Origin of the sequence: Nostoc sp. (assembly GCF_036917095.1) — a bacterium.
Classification (GTDB): domain Bacteria; phylum Cyanobacteriota; class Cyanobacteriia; order Cyanobacteriales; family Nostocaceae; genus Nostoc.
This window is the reverse complement of the sequence record NZ_JBALFH010000008.1, coordinates 38,791-58,914: the sequence shown is the minus strand read 5'-3', so window position 1 is coordinate 58,914 and position 20,124 is coordinate 38,791. Positions and strand designations below refer to the sequence as shown.

The following is a 20,124-nucleotide window of genomic DNA, read 5'->3' as shown; positions in this document are numbered from 1 at the left end:
CTTAATGTATTTTAATGCTTTCTTAGCCAAGACGCTGCTAGCTTTTAGTGCTGAGTTCCGAGTTATTATTCTTCCCCTGCCTCCCCTGCTCCCGCTGCTCCCCCTGCCCCACTTCACCCCATCTTTAACTTTCGATCTAAATAGGTGGACTTTTAAGAATATTATGAAAGTCTATTTGTTGCTGCCAGTATTCATCAGCTAGGAGCGTACAATAAATGTAAATAAGTACATGTAGGGATCGTATAGGGAGCGTGGGCAATTACCACCCGTAATCGTCCAGAATCACTGATTTACCGACAAAAATTCTAGAGCCATTGTCTAGTCAGTTATATGAAAAATGCGATTTGAAACTTAAAGCCTGTTACTTTGGTGCTATTTCAGGGAATTATGTAACTGTGCTCTTGAAGATTTTCAGTCAATTAGCCCAAATAATGAATATAACTACTTTACAAAGCTTTAGACAAAACCAATTCAGAGTATATAAACCTATGAATATGCAAAAAAAAACTACCGAAGCGGAAAATACACGAGCCGATAAGGTAGAAATTGCTGTCCGCCTAGACTCCGAGCTACTAGAGCAAATTCAGCATCTCACCAATGACCCAAGTAAAGTGATTGAGGTGGCGATTCGCCAGTGGTTGCGCGGTGAAATCCTCAGAGATGATGAATTGACGCGCACGCCTGTGCGTACCCCTGTTCCTCCTCGCGGTGAATGGAACGATTGACGCCATCAATCAGCTGTCAATACAAGTAAAAAAAGTGAAGTTTGCCAATCTGGATTTCAAAACAGCAAAAAATACACAATAAAAAACAAAAAAGCTGTAAAAATTTATGCAAAAATTTGAGCAGCTTTAGTAAAATTACGGTCGGATACCCTTTGTCTATCCAACTCAATTAATGACTATTACTGCCAAATCCCAATTGCCAAATGTATTTTCTCAAAACCTGGAATCTATTACCAGTAAGACTGATGGCTCATTAGCAACTCTAGGAGCCGAGTTGGTGTATACGCAAGATGGGGCAGGGCGCTATCTGACCTTTTGTTGGCAGCATAGCGATCTCCTGGGATTAAATGCTGAAAAAATAGTTGAGGAGCTGAACCAGACCCAAACCTTTGCCCCGGTGGATAAGGTTACTTATTTGGAACGATTGCACCGAATTTTGACAAGTTTGGTGCCAGAAAGGTTTCAGTGCTGGTTTAGCTACCACCAGGAATTATTTGAGTTGGACTTAGCGATTAGTCCGGTTATGCCGAGTTTGGGAACAACTGCCACTACAGTTTTAGTGATGGGACGGTTAGTACAAGCGACACTCAACAAAAAACAAGTGCGTGTGGCATCAAAAACACCCACACAAATAGAGTTAGCTTTACGATCGCAACAACACCAAAAACTGGTAAATAAGATTACCAGAAATATTCGGCGGACATTGGATTTCGATATTATTTGGCAGCAAACAGTTGACAATTTGGGGAAAGCACTGCGGCTAGAGCGCTGCATTATTTGTCCTTATCAGCCCTCAAACTCAAAAGTGAAAGTAAAGGCTGAGTATCGCCAGCCAGAACTGAAATCAATGCTTGGCTCAGAAATAGATATAGTTTCTGAGCCTGCCTTTGCTCAAGCCTTGGCAACTCTAGAACCAGTTGTAATGGAAGTGCCTGGATACACAGAGTCTACGCGGCAGAAAACTTTGGTGGTTGCGACTTGCTATCAAGATCAGCCTAATGGATTGGTTGCCTTGAATTGGCAGGATGAATGCTACACATTAACAGAATCGGAATTAGAACTAGCAAAAGAAGCAGCAGATCAACTGGGAACTGCGATCGCTCATGCTACTTTATATAAAGAATTAGAAGCAGCGCGTCAAAAAGCCGAAGAAGCTTCCCGCCTCAAAAGCGAGTTTCTGGCCAATGTATCTCATGAAATTCGTACCCCCCTCAACGGCATGATTGGCTTCTTGAAGCTGATTTTGGAAGGGATGGCAGATGACACAGAAGAACAAAACCAATTTTTGGCAGAAGCTCACCACTTATCGATACATCTGCTGAATATCATCAACGATATTTTAGACATTGCCAAAATCGAAGCTGGCAAAATGGAGCTAGTTTACGCTCCAGTCAAGCTAGATGAGCTATTCAGTGATGTAGAAGGTTTTATGCGTCCCCAAGCAGAAATAAGAAACCTTAGCTTCCGGATGCAAATGCCTGCTACCTCCGATGAAATCATTGTCCAAAGCAACTACCAACGGTTGCTACAAGTTATGCTCAATTTGGTAGGGAATGCCATCAAATTTACCCATGAGGGTGGCGTCACCGTCAGCGCCGATTTAGTACTCAAAAAAGCAAAGCCGAACTTTCAAGGTCAGGAATTTCCTGGCATGGTGAGAGTCCGTGTGGCAGACACTGGCATCGGTGTTTCTTTAGACAAACAAGATAAACTATTTCAATTATTCTCTCAGGTGGATGGCTCCCGCACTCGCCAGTACGGCGGTACAGGTTTAGGACTGGCAATATCCCAGAAGCTAGTGGAGGCAATGGGCGGCGAGGTACATTTTTATAGTCTGGGCGAAGGACTTGGCTCAACAGTCACATTTACAGTGCCACTATATCAACAACCAGTCATGGTTTCATCTAATGATAGCGACTCAACAAACAGTGCTGAGTGCTAAATTAGTCATTAGTCATTGGTCATTGGTCGTCTGGAATATTAAAAGTACTGGGTTTTAAATTTTTTTAGGAATTATTATTTAATAACCATATTGGGCATGGGTATTGGGAAAAAATTTTCCTTGTGCTCACCTCCTTGCGTTCTCTTCAGTACTTTAAAGGCTAAAGTAGAGTAGGAGGGCTTGCACGACAAATTGTTCAGCTAATCTAATATCAAATTGCTAAAATCAGCAGTGGTTTAGTCAAAAGTCATTAAAAACTGACACCTGGCAATCTCGCAGCAATTAGATTTAGGATCGATTTAACAAAGCTGGAAAATAAAACTTTGGATAATGGTTAATGAGTAACGGCGCATAGGGCACAGAGATCATTATTATTCAATGCCCTATTCCCCATGTCCCATGCCCGATCCCCAATCCCCATCCCTAACTTAGCAGGTCTAAACTATGGAACTCACAATTGACAACGTTGAAACAGTCTTAGATGAAATGCGCCCTTATCTTATGTCTGATGGCGGCAATGTGGAACTCGTAGAACTTGATGGGCCTGTTGTCAAACTGCGCCTGCAAGGTGCGTGTGGTTCTTGTCCCAGTTCTGCAATGACCCTGAGAATGGGTATTGAGCGCCGCTTAAAGGAAATGATTCCCGAAATTGCAGAAATTGAGCAAGTGGTGTAAAAGTTAGGAGTTAGGAGTTAGGAGTTATGAGTTTTGAATCAACTCCTAACTCCTTATTCTTAACTCCTAACTATTCTTATGTCCCATCCTCTCTACATCGCTTTTGTCTGGCATCAACATCAGCCGCTGTACAAATCTCCTGGCAGCGGCGTTTCGCTATCTCCGAGTCAGCAGTACCGCCTACCTTGGGTACGTTTGCATGGAACTAAAGATTATTTGGATTTGGTATTGCTCTTAGAGCGATATCCGAAGTTACACCAAACGGTGAATTTAGTTCCATCGCTGATATTGCAACTCGAAGATTATATTGCTGGCACTGCTTTTGACCCTTATCTCACAGCCAGCTTGACCCCTGATGAACAACTCACCCAGCAACAGCGCGAATTCATAATCCAACACTTTTTCGATGCTAATCACCACACCCTGATCGATCCCCATCCCCGCTATGCCGAGTTATATCAGCAAAGACAGGAAAAAGGTCAAGCTTGGTGTTTAGCCAATTGGGAATTGCCAGATTATGGTGATTTGCTAGCTTGGCACAATTTAGCTTGGATCGATCCACTGTTTTGGGATGACCCGGAAATTGCTACTTGGTTAAAACAGGGTCGAAATTTTACTTTAAGCGATCGCCAACGCATTTATTCCAAACAGCGAGAAATTCTCAGCCGCATTATCCCCCAACATCGGAAAATGCAGGAGGCGGGGCAGCTAGAAGTTACCACCACGCCTTACACCCACCCGATTTTGCCTTTGCTAGCTGATACTAACTCCGGTCGGGTAGCTGTGCCCAATATGACACTACCTAAGCAGCGTTTTCAGTGGTCAGAAGATATTCCCCGCCACTTGCGGAAAGCTTGGAACTTTTATAAAGACCGCTTTGGACAAATACCTCGTGGTTTGTGGCCTTCGGAACAGTCAGTAAGTCCGGCAATACTTCCAGATATTATTAACCAAGGATTTAAGTGGGTATGCTCAGATGAAGCAGTCTTGGGATGGACACTGAAACACTTTTTTCATCGGGATGGGGCGGGGAATGTGCAGCAACCAGAATTGTTATATCAACCCTATCGCCTGCAAACCGCAGAGGGTGACTTGTCAATTGTGTTTCGCGACCACAGATTATCAGATTTGATTGGCTTTACTTATAGCGCAATGCCAGCAAAAAAGGCAGCTGCGGATTTAGTGGGACATTTGCAAGCGATCGCTAAAATGCAAAGAGAAAGTCAAAGCGAGCAACCTTGGCTAGTTACCATTGCCTTGGATGGGGAGAATTGCTGGGAATTTTATCCCCAAGATGGCAAACCCTTCCTAGAAGCTTTATATCAAAGCTTGAGCGATGAACCCCGCCTCAAACTCGTCACTGTCTCCGAATTTCTCGAAGAATTTCCAGCCACAGCCACCATTCCCGGAGGACAACTACATAGTGGTTCTTGGGTGGATGGCAGTTTCACCACTTGGATTGGCGATCCCGCCAAAAATCGTGCTTGGGATTACTTGACAGAAGCAAGGGAAATGCTTGCAAGTCATCCCGAAGCGACGGAAGAAAACAACCCCGAAGCATGGGAAGCATTATATGCCGCAGAGGGTTCCGACTGGTTTTGGTGGTTCGGTGCAGGACATTCCTCAAATCAAGATGCCATCTTTGACCAGTTGTTTCGAGAACACCTGTTTGGCATTTACAAGGCATTAAATGAACCTGTACCGCCCTATCTCAAGCAACCAGTAGAAACCCACGAAGCACAGGGAAACCACACCCCACAAGGGTTTATTCATCCCGTCATTGATGGTAAGGGTGACGAACAAGATTGGGACAAAGCTGGACGCATAGAAATCGGCGGGGCGCGGGGGACAATGCACAATAGCAGTGTCATCCAGCGACTTTGGTATGGGGTAGATCACTTGAATTTCTATCTGCGGCTAGACTTTAAAACTGGCGCTGCACCAGGGCAAGATTTGCCAACAGAGTTGAATTTGCTGTGGTTCTATCCAGAAAAAACAATGGTCAATAGCCCAATTCCCTTGGCAGATGTACCAGATGCAGCCCCACTTAATTACCATTTCCACCATCTTTTAGAAGTTAACTTGCTGACGCAATCGATTCAGTTTCGGGAAGCTGGAGACAATTATCAATGGCATCCCCGTTTCAGTCGCGCTCAAGTAGCTTTAAATAGTTGTTTAGAGTTGGCAGTGCCGTGGGCAGACTTGCAAGTTCCGCCAGATTATCCCCTGCGCCTGATTGTGGTGCTTGCAGATGAAGGGCGTTTTTCCAACTATTTGCCAGAAAATGGTTTGATTCCCATTGAAGTGCCTTAGAACTTTTTTGATTTCTGCAAATCGCAAGGCTCAGATCCGTGGCTTATTAAAGAAGTCGCGGATCTCGTTGTTGACGAATGATTAAGTAGAGCTAATGGAAGCGTAGCAAGGATTTTGGGCAATCTCTCAAAACGCTGCCTAGACTGCTTTTCACGTTAAGTTTACACAAATGACAAATGTACGCCCCTACAACCAATTCATCTGTGGTAAAGAATTTAAATCATATTTTACCTTTTTTGTCAATCTGTAATTTCTGCAAAAATTTCTTTTTATTTTTTGAAAAACTTTGATGATTTCGCAAAGTTACAGTAATGTTACCGTCGCCAAGGAATAATTGCCGTAAAATTAGAGACATTTCAGAGCAGATATCCTATACTAATGAATCGCTTTTATCAGAAAATAACGGATTCTCTAGAAAGCATTTCACAGCAAACTCAACTTGGTAAAATGTGCGGTTCCAAGCGGCTATTTCGCGATCGCTATGAAATATTGCAAATTTTGGGTAGAGGTGGTTTTGGCATCACGTTTTTAGCCAAAAATGCTGTATTACCTGGGAATCCGCTGTGTGTCATTAAACAGCTTTGCCCGAAAGTGACTAATCCTCAAAGTTGGCAAAGGGCATGTATACGCTTTGAAAAAGAAGCAAGAACTTTAGGTCAACTCGGTAGTCATTCGCAAATTCCCATGCTAATAGACTACTTTCAGGCGTATGGGGAGTTTTTTTTAATTCAAGAATACGTACCAGGTTTAACTTTGGCACGAGAAGTGCGGCAAACTGGGCCCAAAAGTGAAGCCTCAGTTAAACAGTTTTTACGGGAATTATTACCTGTATTACAGTATCTTCATAAAAATCATGTGATTCATCGGGATATTAAGCCCCAGAATTTATTGCGCTGTGAGTATGACGGGCGAGTTGTGCTGATTGATTTTGGTGCGGTGAAAGAGCAATTAGTTGATGCTTGCGAAAACTCAATCAATCAACCTGCAAATACCAACTTTATCGGGACTAGGGGATTTGCACCACCAGAACAGTTTTCTCTACGTCCAGTTTATGCCAGTGATATTTATGCTCTGGGTGTAACTTGTATTTATATGTTGACTGGTAAAAGTCCTTTAGAATTTGACTATGACGCAAATACTGGCGAGATATGCTGGCGAAAAGAGGTAAATGTTAGCAACAGTTTCGCCCAGATTTTAGGCAAAATGGTGAAAGTTATGTTAGCCGATCGGTTTAAGACTGCCGATGAAGTGATGAAAGCTTTAGGTAATGAAACCTATTTGTCTACTTTGGCTAGCTGTCTAACTACCCAAAAATTAAACAATAACAGTATTATACAACACGAAAGTTCTCACGAAACTCCTGATGTATATATGCCACCTGTCGCCAGAACTGCTAGTGCTATTCGGAAATGGAGAGCAAAGCTAAAATAAACGAGGTCATCAGGGACTTCCAAACAAAAAGATATCCCATTCCTTTTAGGGCACTTAGCAGGGAGCAGCGGGAGAAAAAGTAGTTTCGATCCCAAACATTAGATAATTTATTTTTTGGAGTTCTGTAAAGTTAAGTTGAAGCTTGATTGAGTTAAAGTATCAAATTAACAATTAATAATGTCTGAAATAAAATATCAAAAATCAATTTAGTAAGCATTTTGACTAGATTTCATCATCAGTGATGGTTAATTAAGCAGGGTTTCACTTAATACTTAGTCACTTATCGCTTGCCAAGATACAAGCAAAATTACTAGGGATAGCAGTCCAGAAAAATATTTATATTCAGATTATTATATAATCGATAGAATAATTAATCTTATGGCTCTCGTAGTTTTCCACAGGTAAGGAAGACTGACTACTATTTACAAACGCTAACTATATTAAGTAATTCCCCAATCCCCAAACCAGGGTTTTCTACCACAAGTAAACGAGAGTCAATTTTCTTAAGGGAAAGTTCGGGGCAAACTTAGCCTAAGTTGTCATGCAGTCGCGCCTGTCAGATCATGATCTGCTGCTTAAATCCCGATTGCCCAAATCCCCTGAATCCCAATGGAAAGAAGTTTTGCCAAAGTTGTAGCACCCCATTGGTGTCACTTTTAAGAAATCGCTTTCGTGTCATCCGAGTCCTTTCAGATGAGGGGGGATTTGGCAGAACTTATCTATCAGAAGATGTAGATAAACTCAATGAACGCTGTGTTATCAAGCAATTAGCTCCAAAATTCCAAGGAACTTGGTCGCAAAAAAAGGCGATGGAGTTGTTTGCTGAAGAAGCGCAGCGACTACAAGACCTTGGGGAACATCCCCAAATTCCGACTTTGCTAGCTTATTTTGAGCAAGACGGCTGCCTATATTTAGTGCAGCAGTTTATCAATGGAGAAAATCTATTAAAGGAGTTGCAACAGCGCAAAGCGTATAACGCCAGAGAAATTCAATCTATTTTGCTAGACTTACTGCCCATCCTGAAATTTATCCACGATCGCAAAGTCATTCATCGCGATATCAAGCCAGAAAATATTATCCGCCATAAAATGGATGGGCGTTTAAGCCTGATTGATTTTGGTTCCTCAAAGCAATTCACCGCAAAAGTTCAGCAGAAATCTGGCACATCCATTGGTTCGCATGGTTATTCTCCCCTAGAACAGATTAGAGATGGTAAAGCTTTCCCCGCCAGTGACTTGTTCGGTTTGGGTGCTACCTGCTTTCATCTGCTAACGGGAAATTCGCCCTTTCAGTTGTGGATGGAATCTGGGTACGCCTGGGTGAGTAATTGGCGGGAATATTTGCGGAGTCCATTAAGCCCTGAGTTGGATTTTGTCATCGACAAGCTTTTGAAAAAAGACATCCAAGAACGTTACCAGTCAGTGGATGAAGTTCTTAGAGACTTGACTCCAAAACAACTCCTCGCACTGCCACCAGCCGGTAAGTCATCCGGAAAAATACCACCAACTAAAGCTCCATATTTACCAAAAACTTATCCCTTACTGAGAACTTTAATCTTGGTAAGTGCTTTTATTCTGTTGTTCGGATTCCAAGAATCTTGGTATAAATATTTTCGCCGAATCCAAACCAGTTTGGTCTCTAGGCTGAGTCAGCACAATAGTTCTGGCAAAGATGAAGCGTTTTTAAGTCAACCACCTAAGATTAGTTTCGATAAGGTTTCCTTAGCTAATACCCTCCAAGGACATGAAAACTCGGTTTTATCTGTCGCCATCAGCCCTGATGGCAAAACCATTGCCAGCAGTGGCGGCGATGTGTACAACGGGCAACGCCTACGCAAAATCAAACTTTGGAATCTCGCAACCGGAAAACAAATCTCTTCACTCAACGGGCATTTTCAGCAAGTGAATGTCGTGGTAATCAGCCCAGATGGCAAAATTCTGGTTAGTGGCAGTGATGACAACACTATCAAAATCTGGAATCTGGCAACGGGAAGACAAATTCGGACTTTGGAGGGGCATTCTGACTCAGTTCATGCCCTAGCCATCAGTGCTGATAGCGAGACTCTGGTTAGTGGCAGTGATGACAACACGATTAAAATTTGGGATTTAGCAACAGGCGAGCAAATTCGGACATTGGCAGGGCATACATTCTGGGTGCGATCGGTAGCTATCAGCCCCGACGGCGTGATTCTTGCCAGTGGCAGTTTTGACAAGACGATCAAAATCTGGAATCTAACAAAAGGATACCCAATTCGCACACTAGAAGGAAATTCTCAAACAGTAACAGCCGTGGCTATAAGCCCAGATGGTAAAACTTTAGCCAGTGCTGGCCGCGATCGCACCATCAAATTATGGAATTTACTTACGGGTAAAGAAATTCGTACACTAATGGGACATGCCAACACTGTGACAACCGTAGCCTTTAGCGCCGATGGTAAAATTATTGCTAGTGGTAGCCGCGATCGCACCATTAAACTGTGGAATGCAGCCACAGGAGAGGAAATTCTCACATTAGCGGGGCACACCAACACTGTCACATCTGTTACCTTCAGTCCTGATAGCAAGACCCTTGTCAGTGGTAGTGAGGATAATACGATTAAGATTTGGCGGTTGTCTGAGTAGGGGCGCATAGCTAGCGGTGCGCCCCTACAGTGGTCTATTTAGCTGAAAACGACAATAAAGCGGTAGTTTCAAGTAACCTAAATTATTAGAAAATAGGAAATCTGTATTTACCGAGTTCCTGGGGATTATTGGAAATAACAACTATATAGGAAGTATCATCTTCAGGCAAACTAGCTCGGTTATTCAATTATCGGCATCTGTCATACCTGAAGACGTATTTTTATCTTTTAATAAAGAAGATTTTTTTTGTAGAATTGAGCTAGTTTTAATGCGATTGGCGACTTCAGCATTGCACAATTTACCATGCACAGTAATTTCTTGTATGCCAAAATGCTTATTTGCTTGAGCACAAATACAACTTTAAGTGGATTTATATTTGCAGCTAAAGATTGATGTTGGCGCTGTCATAACTTAATAAACTTTTAGTATTACTTGCAACAATTCAATTGAGGAATGCGAACGTGAAACGCTTTAATGTCTCCAAAATTTTGGGAAGTACTGTTCTAGCTCTTAGTTTAGCTACCTTGCCCACACTTCTACCTGCTTCTGCTCAGACAACAACCTCTGGTGATGCTACTGTTACAGATACTACTACAGACCGTACTGTTACCGACAGAAATTATCGGGATGGTGATTGGGGTTTACTGGGCTTGCTCGGTTTATTTGGTCTGTTTGGTCGCAAGAGCCGCAAAGCCAATGAGACTGTAGGTTATAGCGATCCTAATGTGGTAGGTTCTCCTGGCTCCCGTTCTAACTATTAATAACGAGTTGCGTTCTAATTTGGCGTAAGTTCTAAAAATAATTACGGGTAAAGCCTGCCAGTGCAGGCTTTGTTTTTGTGTTTACATGGCTCCAGCTCTTCGAGAGGGAGAGCTGTCCGAGTCTGGTTGAATTGTTAATTGGGATTTACCAGAAATAAAACGCACTGCAAATTGGTAAACTTAGGGGCTAGCGATCGCTCTTAAGTCTACCTTGAACATAGATATTTGAAAAGCAAATTATCAGCTGATTTCGGCGGATTTCATTCCCTTGTTAAAATTTCCAATTGCTAAGGGGTTTGAAAGTTTTTTGATTTTTGTACATTTGCCATTATTATACTTTATACCACTTTTTGCATCCCCATCCAGAATATTTAGCTCGGATAAAATCTAAATTCACTTATAGCTTCAAGAGATGATATCGCCGACGACCGTAATATGATAATATTCTTTACGTGCTCAGGATTTTAGCTGGAAAGAAATATCAAAATCTCTGTTTAAACTTGCGAGTGTGGGTTTAATCTAGATTTTTGTTGTCAAGCAAGTATCCAAAACTACAAAGTTATGATTAATATCTTTTTCCTACTGATACTGTTTTCTTCGCTTTTAGGGCGAATTAAATTTCCGGGAATAAATATTGGTATTCATTATTTATTACTTCCTGCATTTAGCTTTGCCATAATTAGTTTGTCTGTAAAATCAATCCCAGAAGTTTTAAAAAAACATAGAGTCATTCTGATATATATGAGTCTACTGTATTTTTGGATGTGGCTGTCCTCATTGATTAGCTCGTTTCCAAACACAGCTATTACTTACAGTTTGAAATATTCTACTTACTTTATAGTATTTTTTGCTTTTTTAGTTCTGACTTTTAAAAATATCAAAGCATCCTCTTTAACTTTTTACTATCGTTGTATATTATATCTATTACAAATAATTGCGGCTTTTGGTTTTTTAGAAGCTTTATTTCCCAATCATTGGATTTTTGAATTATTAAAATTTCCAAGTTATTATCCTCAGATTGGTTCAATCATGCAAAATCCTAATCAGTTTGGGGTAATAGTCTCTATTGGATTATGTTTAAGCCTAATTTTAGAAAAGCAGAGAAAGATATCTAAATTTGAATTATATATCAGCGAATTTGTTTTTCTCATTTCCCTAGCTTTGTCTGCGAGTAGAAATGCTTGGTTAGCTTTTATTCTGGGGATATTTCTCTTATTAATATATAAAATTATTAGTATTAGAAAAATGGTTTTTATTATGAGTTTATGGCTTTTATGCATTATATCCATACCAGTATCTACATATAGAATTGGTTTGGGAAATAGCAAAATATTTCCTTTAATTAATTTATTTTTAACCAATAGCAGCGAAATAGTACTTCCTAGTCCTGTTGGTACAGCCTTGTCAAGGTTTGCACTTTGGCACGCAGCTATTATTGAAACTATTAAAAGACCGATTACTGGTATAGGTGTAGGAGTTTTTGCAGAACATATAGGAGTGAAAGTCTTTGGAGTTAAAGGTTATCACGCACATAATATATTTTTAAACGTATTAGTAGAGCAAGGAGTTACTGGATTATTTCTATTTGCAAATTTTTTAGTAAAAATAGCATCTCAAGTTAAACGTGCGAATCCGATAACGGTAATTCCAATTATTATGTTTTTAGCCTCTCAACTGCCAGATTATTTTGCTGAAGACTATACCTTTACAACTATTGAATTTTATTTTTTGGCAGCAGCTATCAATTCTAAAAAAGATTTTGTTATTGAATCAAAACCTGAAATTATTTACAATGTTCAACACAGCTATGAGAAATAAACCTCATTTTCAATTAATATTCCCGAATATGTTTGATTTTAAGGGAGGTATTCAAGTTTACTCAACATTTTTGCTTCAAGCTTTACAAGATGTATATCCTGAAGCTAATTATGATGTGTTTTTGAAGTATGACAAGCACAATTCAAGACGGCAGCAAAACTTGCAATTTTTAAGTTCAACAAAGTTTCATTATTTTGGAGGTTTGCCAAGATTATTGCAAACGATTATATTTGCCACCAAAATTATTATTTTGGCTATTCTCCAACGTCCCACTATAGTCATATCAACTCATGTTAACTATGCCACTGCTTGTTATATTCTAAAACTTCTGACTGGGATTCCTTACTGGGTAGTTGCTCATGGTTTAGAAGTTTGGGATATTGAAAATAAAGCTACAAAATTAGCATTACAAAACGCAGATAGAATTATTAGTGTTAGTAATTACACTCGCCAGCGCTTGCTTCAAAATAAAAATATCGATCCAGATAAAATAGTCCTCTTACCTAATACGTTTGATGCCAAACAATTCAAAATAAATCCTAAGCCTACATACTTGCTAAAACGATATAAATTAACAGCTAAACAACCTGTAATTTTAACAGTCACCCGGATGGGGCGCATGGCAAAATACAAGGGTTATGACCAAATCCTTCATGCTTTACTTAAAGTGCGGTTGCATATCCCTAATGTTCGTTTTATTCTTGCAGGGAAAGGCGATGACATACCTCGAATAAAAGCTTTAGTTAGCAACTTGAGTTTACAAGATTGTGTCACTATTGCAGGATTTGTACCAGATGAAGAATTATGCGATCATTACAATCTCTGCGATGTTTTTGCTTTGCCTAGTAAAGGAGAAGGATTTGGTATTGTTTATCTAGAAGCTTTAGCTTGTGGTAAACCTGTGCTGGCGGGTAATCAAGATGGTTCTATAGATCCTTTGGCTGAGGGGAAACTGGGGTGTTTAGTCGATCCCGATAATGTTGAAGAAATTGCTGATAATCTAATTCAAATCCTGCAAGGCGACTGCTCTAACCCAGTAATTTACCAACCCAAATACTTGCAACAAAAAACTATTGAAGCTTTTGATTTTAGCCAGTTTCGTACAAGTTTAGCAAAGTTAGTTGGTGGTCATCAGTTACAATCTAAGGAAATTCTCAAACAAAATCGGCGGTAATCCCATGCCTTTAAGGGGGGTGTCCGGGATAGCCGACTGCCCCCAAAGTCATTAGTCAAGAGGTCATGTGTACTAATGCAATGCAGTTCAGTTAACCGCAAGCCACTCCACGTCTATGTTTTTCTTTCTGATACTTCAGCCCTAATATGATTTAGCGCATCATTCTATAGAATTGGTATAAGAGGTTGTTTTAAAAGTCCTTTCGTCGGTAGCAAAACGTTATCGATCCCCCCTAGCCCACGCCAGTCGCTCCACTTGGGGAGACCCCAAGACCGCGCTGGCTCCCCTTAAAAAGGGGGGAACCGGAATTAAAGCCCCCCAATTTATCGGGGGGTTGGGGGGATCTGAAAGTGTCTAAAGTTACAGTGAAATACTTTTCAAACATCCTCTAAGCTCGACTTTATCCAAAATTAAGAACTCGCTTTCTTTATCCGGCAAAAACCCTAGCTTTTTGGCAAATACTTTTTCCACGTCACAGATTATAGATGAAGTTAAAAAAGTAAAACTACTACCCTACTAAGGTTTCAGCTTAAGCGATCGCGTTGCGAAAAAAATGGATAAAGTCGAGCTAAGATAGAGAAGATTTATCCCAAGCGAGGGATGAAAGGTCGTTTCTAAGATTTACCAATAGAAAGTGCGAGCTAATATCTCAGCTATTTAGTCAATAAGGTGATGAATTAAAATTTCTTTTACAGTTATTTTGTATAAATTTAATTGGTGAAAAATGGAAGATTCAGTGTTCGTTATATTCCTTGGTTTTGGGTGTATTTGGATTTTGATGGGAGTTGTAGGTTGGATTGCATTTTTAAAATCTGAGGGTGAAGAAATTAAATTTGGTAAGTGGGGACTTATAGTTGCTATTCCAATCTTAATACCAATAATTGTTGCTCTGATTATCGGTATACTTTATAAGTAATAAAATGAATAATTATTTTTAATACCTTAATATTACTTATTAATTTTAATTGCACCCCTAACCAAAATCACTGTACTTTCTACACCAGAGGCGATCGCTTCTGGAATATTACCTTGAATCGCCTGCTGCAACAATCCGTCGCGCGAAGCTCCCAAAATGACAACATCGTAACCTTCGGTTTTCACTAAGTTAATCACACCTTCAGGAACTGAATTAGCTTGCACTGGGAGAGCAACTACAGTACTGGACAATTTTCGCCGCCGCATCAAATGGCGAATGGCTTGTTCTGAAACTGACATATCTGGCTTGAGTTCAGATGGCTTAAATACTTGTGTCAGGCGAATTTTCGGATCGTTTCCCAATGTAATTAAAGCCGGTAGTAATTTAATCGCCAGTGGGGAATTGGGGCCACCAGCCATCGGGACTAGCCAGCGGTTGAAGGCTTGCCGAGTAGTGCCTAATTTTACTAACACTACTTCGCAGGTGGCTTGGCGAATTATGGTGTCTACAACGTTGCCAAAAATCCGACCAGGGGTAGATGTGCCACCTTTCCATCCCATTAAAATTAGGTCGATGTGTTGTTCGTTGATTGTCTCCAAAACTGCCTGCGCTACATCGTGGGTAACTCGTATCTGCGTGTGCAAGGGAATTTTCCACTTTTTTGCTAAGACTTCCGCCTGTCGTAGCAAGCGGCGGCTTTTTGCCGTCCTTACTTGTGTTTCTGATGGGGAACTATGGCGGGGTATCAGTATTACTTGCACGCAATCTATTTCATAATCGCGATCGCGGGCAATAGCTGCTGCCATTTGTAATAAAATACCCGCTGTTTCGGGATTAGCTACTGGCACTAATAATCTACCACTGCCGATGCTGGGCGATCGCGTTTGATAAACTACATAAGAAGGTTGTGGTCGCAGTTTAGGAGTCCGGTTATCACAATTGAGATGATCTGCTTCCGCCCGAATAATATCTGCACGAGTAATAATCCCGATCAGTTTCCGTCCATCCACCACTGGTAAGCGACTGATTTGATAGCGATCGAGTAAATACAGCACATTACTCAGAGTGTGGATTGGTGTTACTGTCATCGGGACAGGCGTCATAATTTCTTTTAAGAAAATATCGGCTAAATTGCGATCGCTCAGTGTATGCTTTGTACTCTCGCGTATTTTCAGCAAATCTGATTGCGTCACAATCCCTACTAACTTGCTATCTTCTACCACAGGGAAACCGCGATGATGGGAACGGGCAAAAGACTGCATTGCTTCTTCCAAGCTCATCTCTGCATCCAGAGTTTCTACCCGTTCTTGCATCACATCTTTTGCAGTTAGCTTAGTTAATGCTCCTTCTATAGGAACTTGTTTGGTGAGAGTGATGCCCTTTAATTCCAAAAGTTTTTCATAAAGCGAACCAGGCATTACCTTATCCGCAACTAGGTAAGCTGCTACACAAACAATCATCAAAGGTAATACCAGATTGAAATCTGTAGTCATCTCAAACACAATCACAATTGCTGTGATTGGCACTTTGGAAACGGCGCTAAAAAATCCACCCATACCCGCAAGCGCGTAAGTAGCAGGAGAACCGACTCCGGTGATGTTTAACTCAAATACACCAATAATGTGTCCTAAACAAGAACCCAAAATCAGACTGGGAGCGAATAATCCCCCCGGCGCTCCCGAACCAAATGCTATGAGTGTGAGGATGAACTGGGCTGCAAAGGCGATCGCTGCTACAGTAGGTTGAGAGCCTCCAGTAATTAAGGACTCCCGTAATCCCGTATTATCACGAAAGGGTGCCGGGAGCATCGCCACGACAACACCAGAGATAAATCCAGCTAAAGCTACTTGCAGCGGTAAGCTGATATGTAATTTTCTATAAAATTTAATACTAAATATTAAGCCGCTATTAAATAATGCAGCCAACAACCCTGCCAAAATACCCAATAGCACAAAAAAGGGAATTTCTGGAATGGAGAATTGACTGGAAGATTGTGCCAATTGCAGGTTAAGGTCTAAACTGCCACCACCTAAAAGTCGGGATATCACCCCACCAATAAAGGAGGCGATAATCGCAGTTCCCAGAGTCAGCCCTGATAAATCCTGGAGTAACTCTTCAACGATAAACAATACACCTGCGATTGGGGCATTGAAAGCAGCTGCCAAACCCGCACCCGCACCAGCTGCAATCATTTGCCGCCGATGATCTGGGGAAGTCGGAACCCAGCGACTCATCCCTGCTGCCAAACCGGCCCCTACCTGGACGGTGGGGCCTTGTCGTCCCAGAGTCATGCCCGAACCTATGGCGATAATGGCACTGAGTAACTTCACACCTGCCACCCGCCAGGATAATGTCACAGGCACATTGGCAAGACTCGCTTTGACTTGCGGGATACCGCTACCAGAAGCCTCTGGTGCCAATCGATCCACCAACCATCCAGCTATAAATCCCAGAACAAGACCAATTGTCGGTAGTGCCAGCCATGCCGGTAAAAAGTGGGTAGTATGGACTCGCCATGTCCCCAGCCATCCCGATCCTACTTTCAGAAACACCGCAGATAGGGCAGCAACCAGACCGATAACACAAGCTTCGGCGATCGCTAAACCTCTTCTAGGCTGCCACCAGGTACGAAAACGCTGATTCAGAACAGGAAGAGACATAAAGGACTTCCAACTAAAAAAAATAATCCCATCGTATTTAGGGCAGGGGGCAGGGGGCAGGGGGGAGAAACTAGTCGTGTTGAGTCCAGAAATTGGGATAATTTATTTTTTGGAGTTCCCTAATTTGTGAGAATTAGGGCATTGGGCATTGGGCAATAATCGTTCTTCTTCCCCTGCTCCCCCTGCTCCCCCTGCTCCCCCTGCCCCCCTGCCCCCCTGCCCCCCTGCCCCTTTAATTACTTCTCCCCGTAGTGGATAGCCCTTCTACTATCAGAGATGGAGTATAACAAGAACCATTCCAATCAGCATCATTGCCCAGTGTAACCAATTGCTTGAGGGCTGTGTAGACATTACCTGCAACCATCGTATCCTTAACGCGCCCAATTACCTGACCATTTTGCACGCGGTAGCCTAAATCAACATTGATTGAAAAATCTCCAGAAATACTGCCGCCACCACCCAACATTTGATCCACAATCAAGCCATCATCTAGTTGTTGAATCAAATCTGGTAGTGATGCCGAACCTGGCTGGATGAGAAAATTAAATAAACCAGGGGTGGGATAGCTACCTAAACCAGGACGAAAACCATTTCCGGTGGTGTGAGTACCCAGTTGGTTCCCGGTGGTGCGATCGCTATAGAAATGCTGTAAAGTCCCGTTTTGGATAAATACTAAAGATTGAGTAGGAGTGCCTTCATCATCAAAAGGACAACTGTAAGGGCCCGCTTCTGGATCTTGGTAGAGGGTGAGGCTGGGTGCAACTACTAAAGTACCCAAGCGTTCTGCCCAAGGCGAAGCTACTTCTAAAACTTGCTTGCCATTCAAAGCTGCTTGCACAGTACCCCAAAGCATATCGGCGGCTTTAGAAGTGAACAAAACCGGGACTCGACCAGTAGGAGGTGAGACATTTTCTCTGGCCCAAATTAACCGCTGTAAAATTTGATTAGCTAATCTCTCTGGGTGGAGTTCACCCCGCTGAGTTTGTCCATCGGAAACATTCAAAAAATCATCGCCACGCACCCATTCTGCTGATATGTAGCAGCTAAGGGTAGTGTCGGTATAGTGACAATCTAAACCTTTGGTATTGATTAGTCTAGTGGTTTCAACATCACATTCCCAATCACCATTGCATACAACATCTGGATAGGCATCGCGGATGAGTGCGATCGCTTCTGTGCCCCAGCCTACCAAAATCTCTATCGGCACACTTTCCCCTAAATTTGGGTAGGAGGGCTGAAAGTTAGAACCTAATTCTACTGTTTCTGGATAATTAAGTTGACTTAGAGCAAGAGCTTTTTCCACCATTACTTCGGCTAGGACAGAACCGTAAGCCACCGTGAGTCCCGGACGCCCGTTTCGCCAAAGTCGTAGTGCTGTGCCTTCAGATTGGTTGGTTTCTAGCTGTTTGAGTCGGTTTGCCTCAAAAAAGACTGGACGAGAAAGCGATCGCGACTGATACACCTCAGCAGCTTCTGCTCCAGATTTTATAGCTAGTTCCAGCAACTGTTCTGCTAGTGTATCTTGTGACAAATTTTCAGAACCCATGACCCTTAGTGAATTGTGGATTTTGAACCGCATATCAACGCTGTCTGTTGAAAGTCTGAACCCTAGCGTTCAGGCTTTCTGCTGATGAACGCAGATAACTATCCAAAAATCATCAGCGTGTTTCGGCAGTTGCGATTTAGAACCGCAGATCGACGCTGATGGACGCAGTTAATTATCCCAAATCATTGCCATCTCTCGACGTATCTAGTCATTAGTCATTAGTTATTAGTCATTAGTCATTGGTCATTGGTCATTGGTCATTAGTCATTGGTCATTGGTCATTGGTCATTGGTCATTAGTTTTATTCTCCCCCTGCTTCCTCTGCTCCCTCTGCCTCCCCTGCCCCTGCCCCCTGCTCCCTGCTCCCTGCCCCATTTTCAGAGATTAACCTCTTGCAACAGCCAAAAACCAGCAAAAGATTCTGCTTTGGGATCGGACTGTATACCGATAAAATGCACTCCGTTAGCTTTTTGCTTGGCTTCTTCAAAACCTTTGGCTTCTGCTAAAATTTGAGGTTTTTTGATATTTGCCAGAATCCAGCTTTCAGTTACACCAGTTTCTAAAAGCAATTTCGCTTCTTCGCTGGTGTCTAATCTTAAGAAAGCCAACTCCAAACCAGACATCCAGCCTGCCAAGGGCAACGCTCTAGGTGAGAAAATCAAAATACCAGGAATACGAGCTTCGGGTGAAGCTTTCGCCAACTCTAAGGGGAAAGCTTCACCAAAGCCAATTTCCCACTCTGGCATTTCTGCCAAATCCGCAGCATCTAAAGTAACAAATACCCATTGCTGTCCTTCCAAAGCATCTGGTAAACGTTGCGGCAAAGGTTTTTCTAAGCGGACTGAGGGATTAGTTCCTCCTTGATACCCTGGTTCTTGAGGATACACTTCCTCCATTCGCTGTTCTAACCATTGGTTGAGAGCCAAAGTGCGGCGGCTAGGTTGGGCGGGAATGCTCAAGTCTTGGCAAGCTTTAGTAATCATGTTGTTCATTTGGCGGCGGAAAAAGCGGATTTTAATTGGTGCTTTTCCAGCTTGATTAATAGCCTCTTGCAATGCTGTCCGCAACCAACCCGAATTTACCTGGGTACTGGGACAATATTGAGCATAGCGAAACAAAGAATCTGCTTTTGTGGCAATATCCAAGGGACTTTCGCAGACTAAGACTTCCCAAATTTTTTTCTGATTATCGTCCAAAATCGGACGGGAGTAAAAATCGATTTCCCAAATACTGCCCATGTTTTGCGGTAAAAATCTGGCTGTTATGTTTTCTTGATATCTCGATCATACGAGTGTTGGGGCAGCATGGAGAAATGGTGAAGATAAGAGGGGGCAGGGGGCAGGAAGTAGGGGGCAGGGGGAAAGAGGGTTTGAGTTTTATTTACTTTTGTTCATATAGTTTGGTTTTATTGTGCCGACTTACTTAAAGAGTTTTTACCTCCTGTAAGAACTGCCTCCAAACCCGTAGCTTTGTACTTCAGACAAAAGAAAACTGCTGTATCAGCCGATACTAGCCCCGAACACAGTGCTAAGTTTGCCTTTA

The 20,124-nt window shown here is 42.1% G+C and carries 13 protein-coding genes; 10 read left to right on the top strand and 3 right to left on the bottom strand.

What is annotated here, in order from left to right; genetic code table 11:
- Positions 1 to 488: 488 nt before the first annotated feature.
- The 10 genes from V7L01_RS02205 to V7L01_RS02160 all read left to right on the top strand — a co-directional run bounded on the left by V7L01_RS02205 (position 489) and on the right by V7L01_RS02160 (position 14,376).
- The gene (locus V7L01_RS02205; RefSeq protein WP_335031507.1) at positions 489 to 725 is read left to right on the top strand and encodes a hypothetical protein; all 237 of its coding nucleotides are present in this window, start codon (positions 489 to 491) and stop codon (positions 723 to 725) included.
- Between the two features lie 172 nt (positions 726 to 897).
- Entirely contained in the window at positions 898 to 2,667 is a 1,770-nt protein-coding gene (locus V7L01_RS02200) for an ATP-binding protein (protein WP_335031505.1), read from the top strand.
- A 444-nt stretch (positions 2,668 to 3,111) separates the two neighbouring features.
- The gene (locus tag V7L01_RS02195; RefSeq protein WP_012408256.1) at positions 3,112 to 3,342 is read left to right on the top strand and encodes a NifU family protein; all 231 of its coding nucleotides are present in this window, start codon (positions 3,112 to 3,114) and stop codon (positions 3,340 to 3,342) included.
- A 78-nt stretch (positions 3,343 to 3,420) separates the two neighbouring features.
- On the top strand, positions 3,421 to 5,655 hold the full coding sequence (locus V7L01_RS02190; RefSeq protein WP_335031503.1) for a glycoside hydrolase: 2,235 nt from the start codon (positions 3,421 to 3,423) through the stop codon (positions 5,653 to 5,655).
- A gap of 378 nt (positions 5,656 to 6,033) precedes the next feature.
- The gene (locus tag V7L01_RS02185; protein WP_335031501.1) at positions 6,034 to 7,086 is read left to right on the top strand and encodes a serine/threonine-protein kinase; all 1,053 of its coding nucleotides are present in this window, start codon (positions 6,034 to 6,036) and stop codon (positions 7,084 to 7,086) included.
- Positions 7,087 to 7,649: 563 nt separating this feature from the next.
- Positions 7,650 to 9,707, top strand: a complete 2,058-nt coding sequence (locus V7L01_RS02180) for a serine/threonine-protein kinase (RefSeq protein ID WP_335031499.1) — start codon at positions 7,650 to 7,652, stop codon at positions 9,705 to 9,707.
- A gap of 461 nt (positions 9,708 to 10,168) precedes the next feature.
- The gene (locus tag V7L01_RS02175; RefSeq protein ID WP_335031497.1) at positions 10,169 to 10,468 is read left to right on the top strand and encodes a WGxxGxxG family protein; all 300 of its coding nucleotides are present in this window, start codon (positions 10,169 to 10,171) and stop codon (positions 10,466 to 10,468) included.
- Positions 10,469 to 11,029: 561 nt separating this feature from the next.
- Entirely contained in the window at positions 11,030 to 12,286 is a 1,257-nt protein-coding gene (locus V7L01_RS02170; RefSeq protein WP_335031495.1) for an O-antigen ligase family protein, read from the top strand.
- 28 nt (positions 12,287 to 12,314) lie between these two features.
- Positions 12,315 to 13,460, top strand: coding sequence for a glycosyltransferase family 4 protein (locus tag V7L01_RS02165; protein WP_335031494.1), 1,146 nt, complete (start codon positions 12,315 to 12,317; stop codon positions 13,458 to 13,460).
- Between the two features lie 724 nt (positions 13,461 to 14,184).
- Entirely contained in the window at positions 14,185 to 14,376 is a 192-nt protein-coding gene (locus V7L01_RS02160; RefSeq protein WP_335031492.1) for a hypothetical protein, read from the top strand.
- A gap of 32 nt (positions 14,377 to 14,408) precedes the next feature.
- On the opposite strand, the gene V7L01_RS02155 is transcribed toward V7L01_RS02160, so the two are convergent.
- The 3 genes from V7L01_RS02155 to V7L01_RS02145 form a co-directional block, all read right to left on the bottom strand.
- The gene (locus tag V7L01_RS02155; RefSeq protein WP_335031490.1) at positions 14,409 to 17,036 is read right to left on the bottom strand and encodes a chloride channel protein; all 2,628 of its coding nucleotides are present in this window, start codon (positions 17,034 to 17,036) and stop codon (positions 14,409 to 14,411) included.
- Between the two features lie 232 nt (positions 17,037 to 17,268).
- Positions 17,269 to 18,582 (bottom strand): TldD/PmbA family protein, encoded by a 1,314-nt coding sequence (locus tag V7L01_RS02150; protein WP_335031488.1) that lies wholly within the window; start codon positions 18,580 to 18,582, stop codon positions 17,269 to 17,271.
- A 377-nt stretch (positions 18,583 to 18,959) separates the two neighbouring features.
- The gene (locus tag V7L01_RS02145; RefSeq protein WP_335031486.1) at positions 18,960 to 19,820 is read right to left on the bottom strand and encodes a Tab2/Atab2 family RNA-binding protein; all 861 of its coding nucleotides are present in this window, start codon (positions 19,818 to 19,820) and stop codon (positions 18,960 to 18,962) included.
- Positions 19,821 to 20,124: the final 304 nt, after the last annotated feature.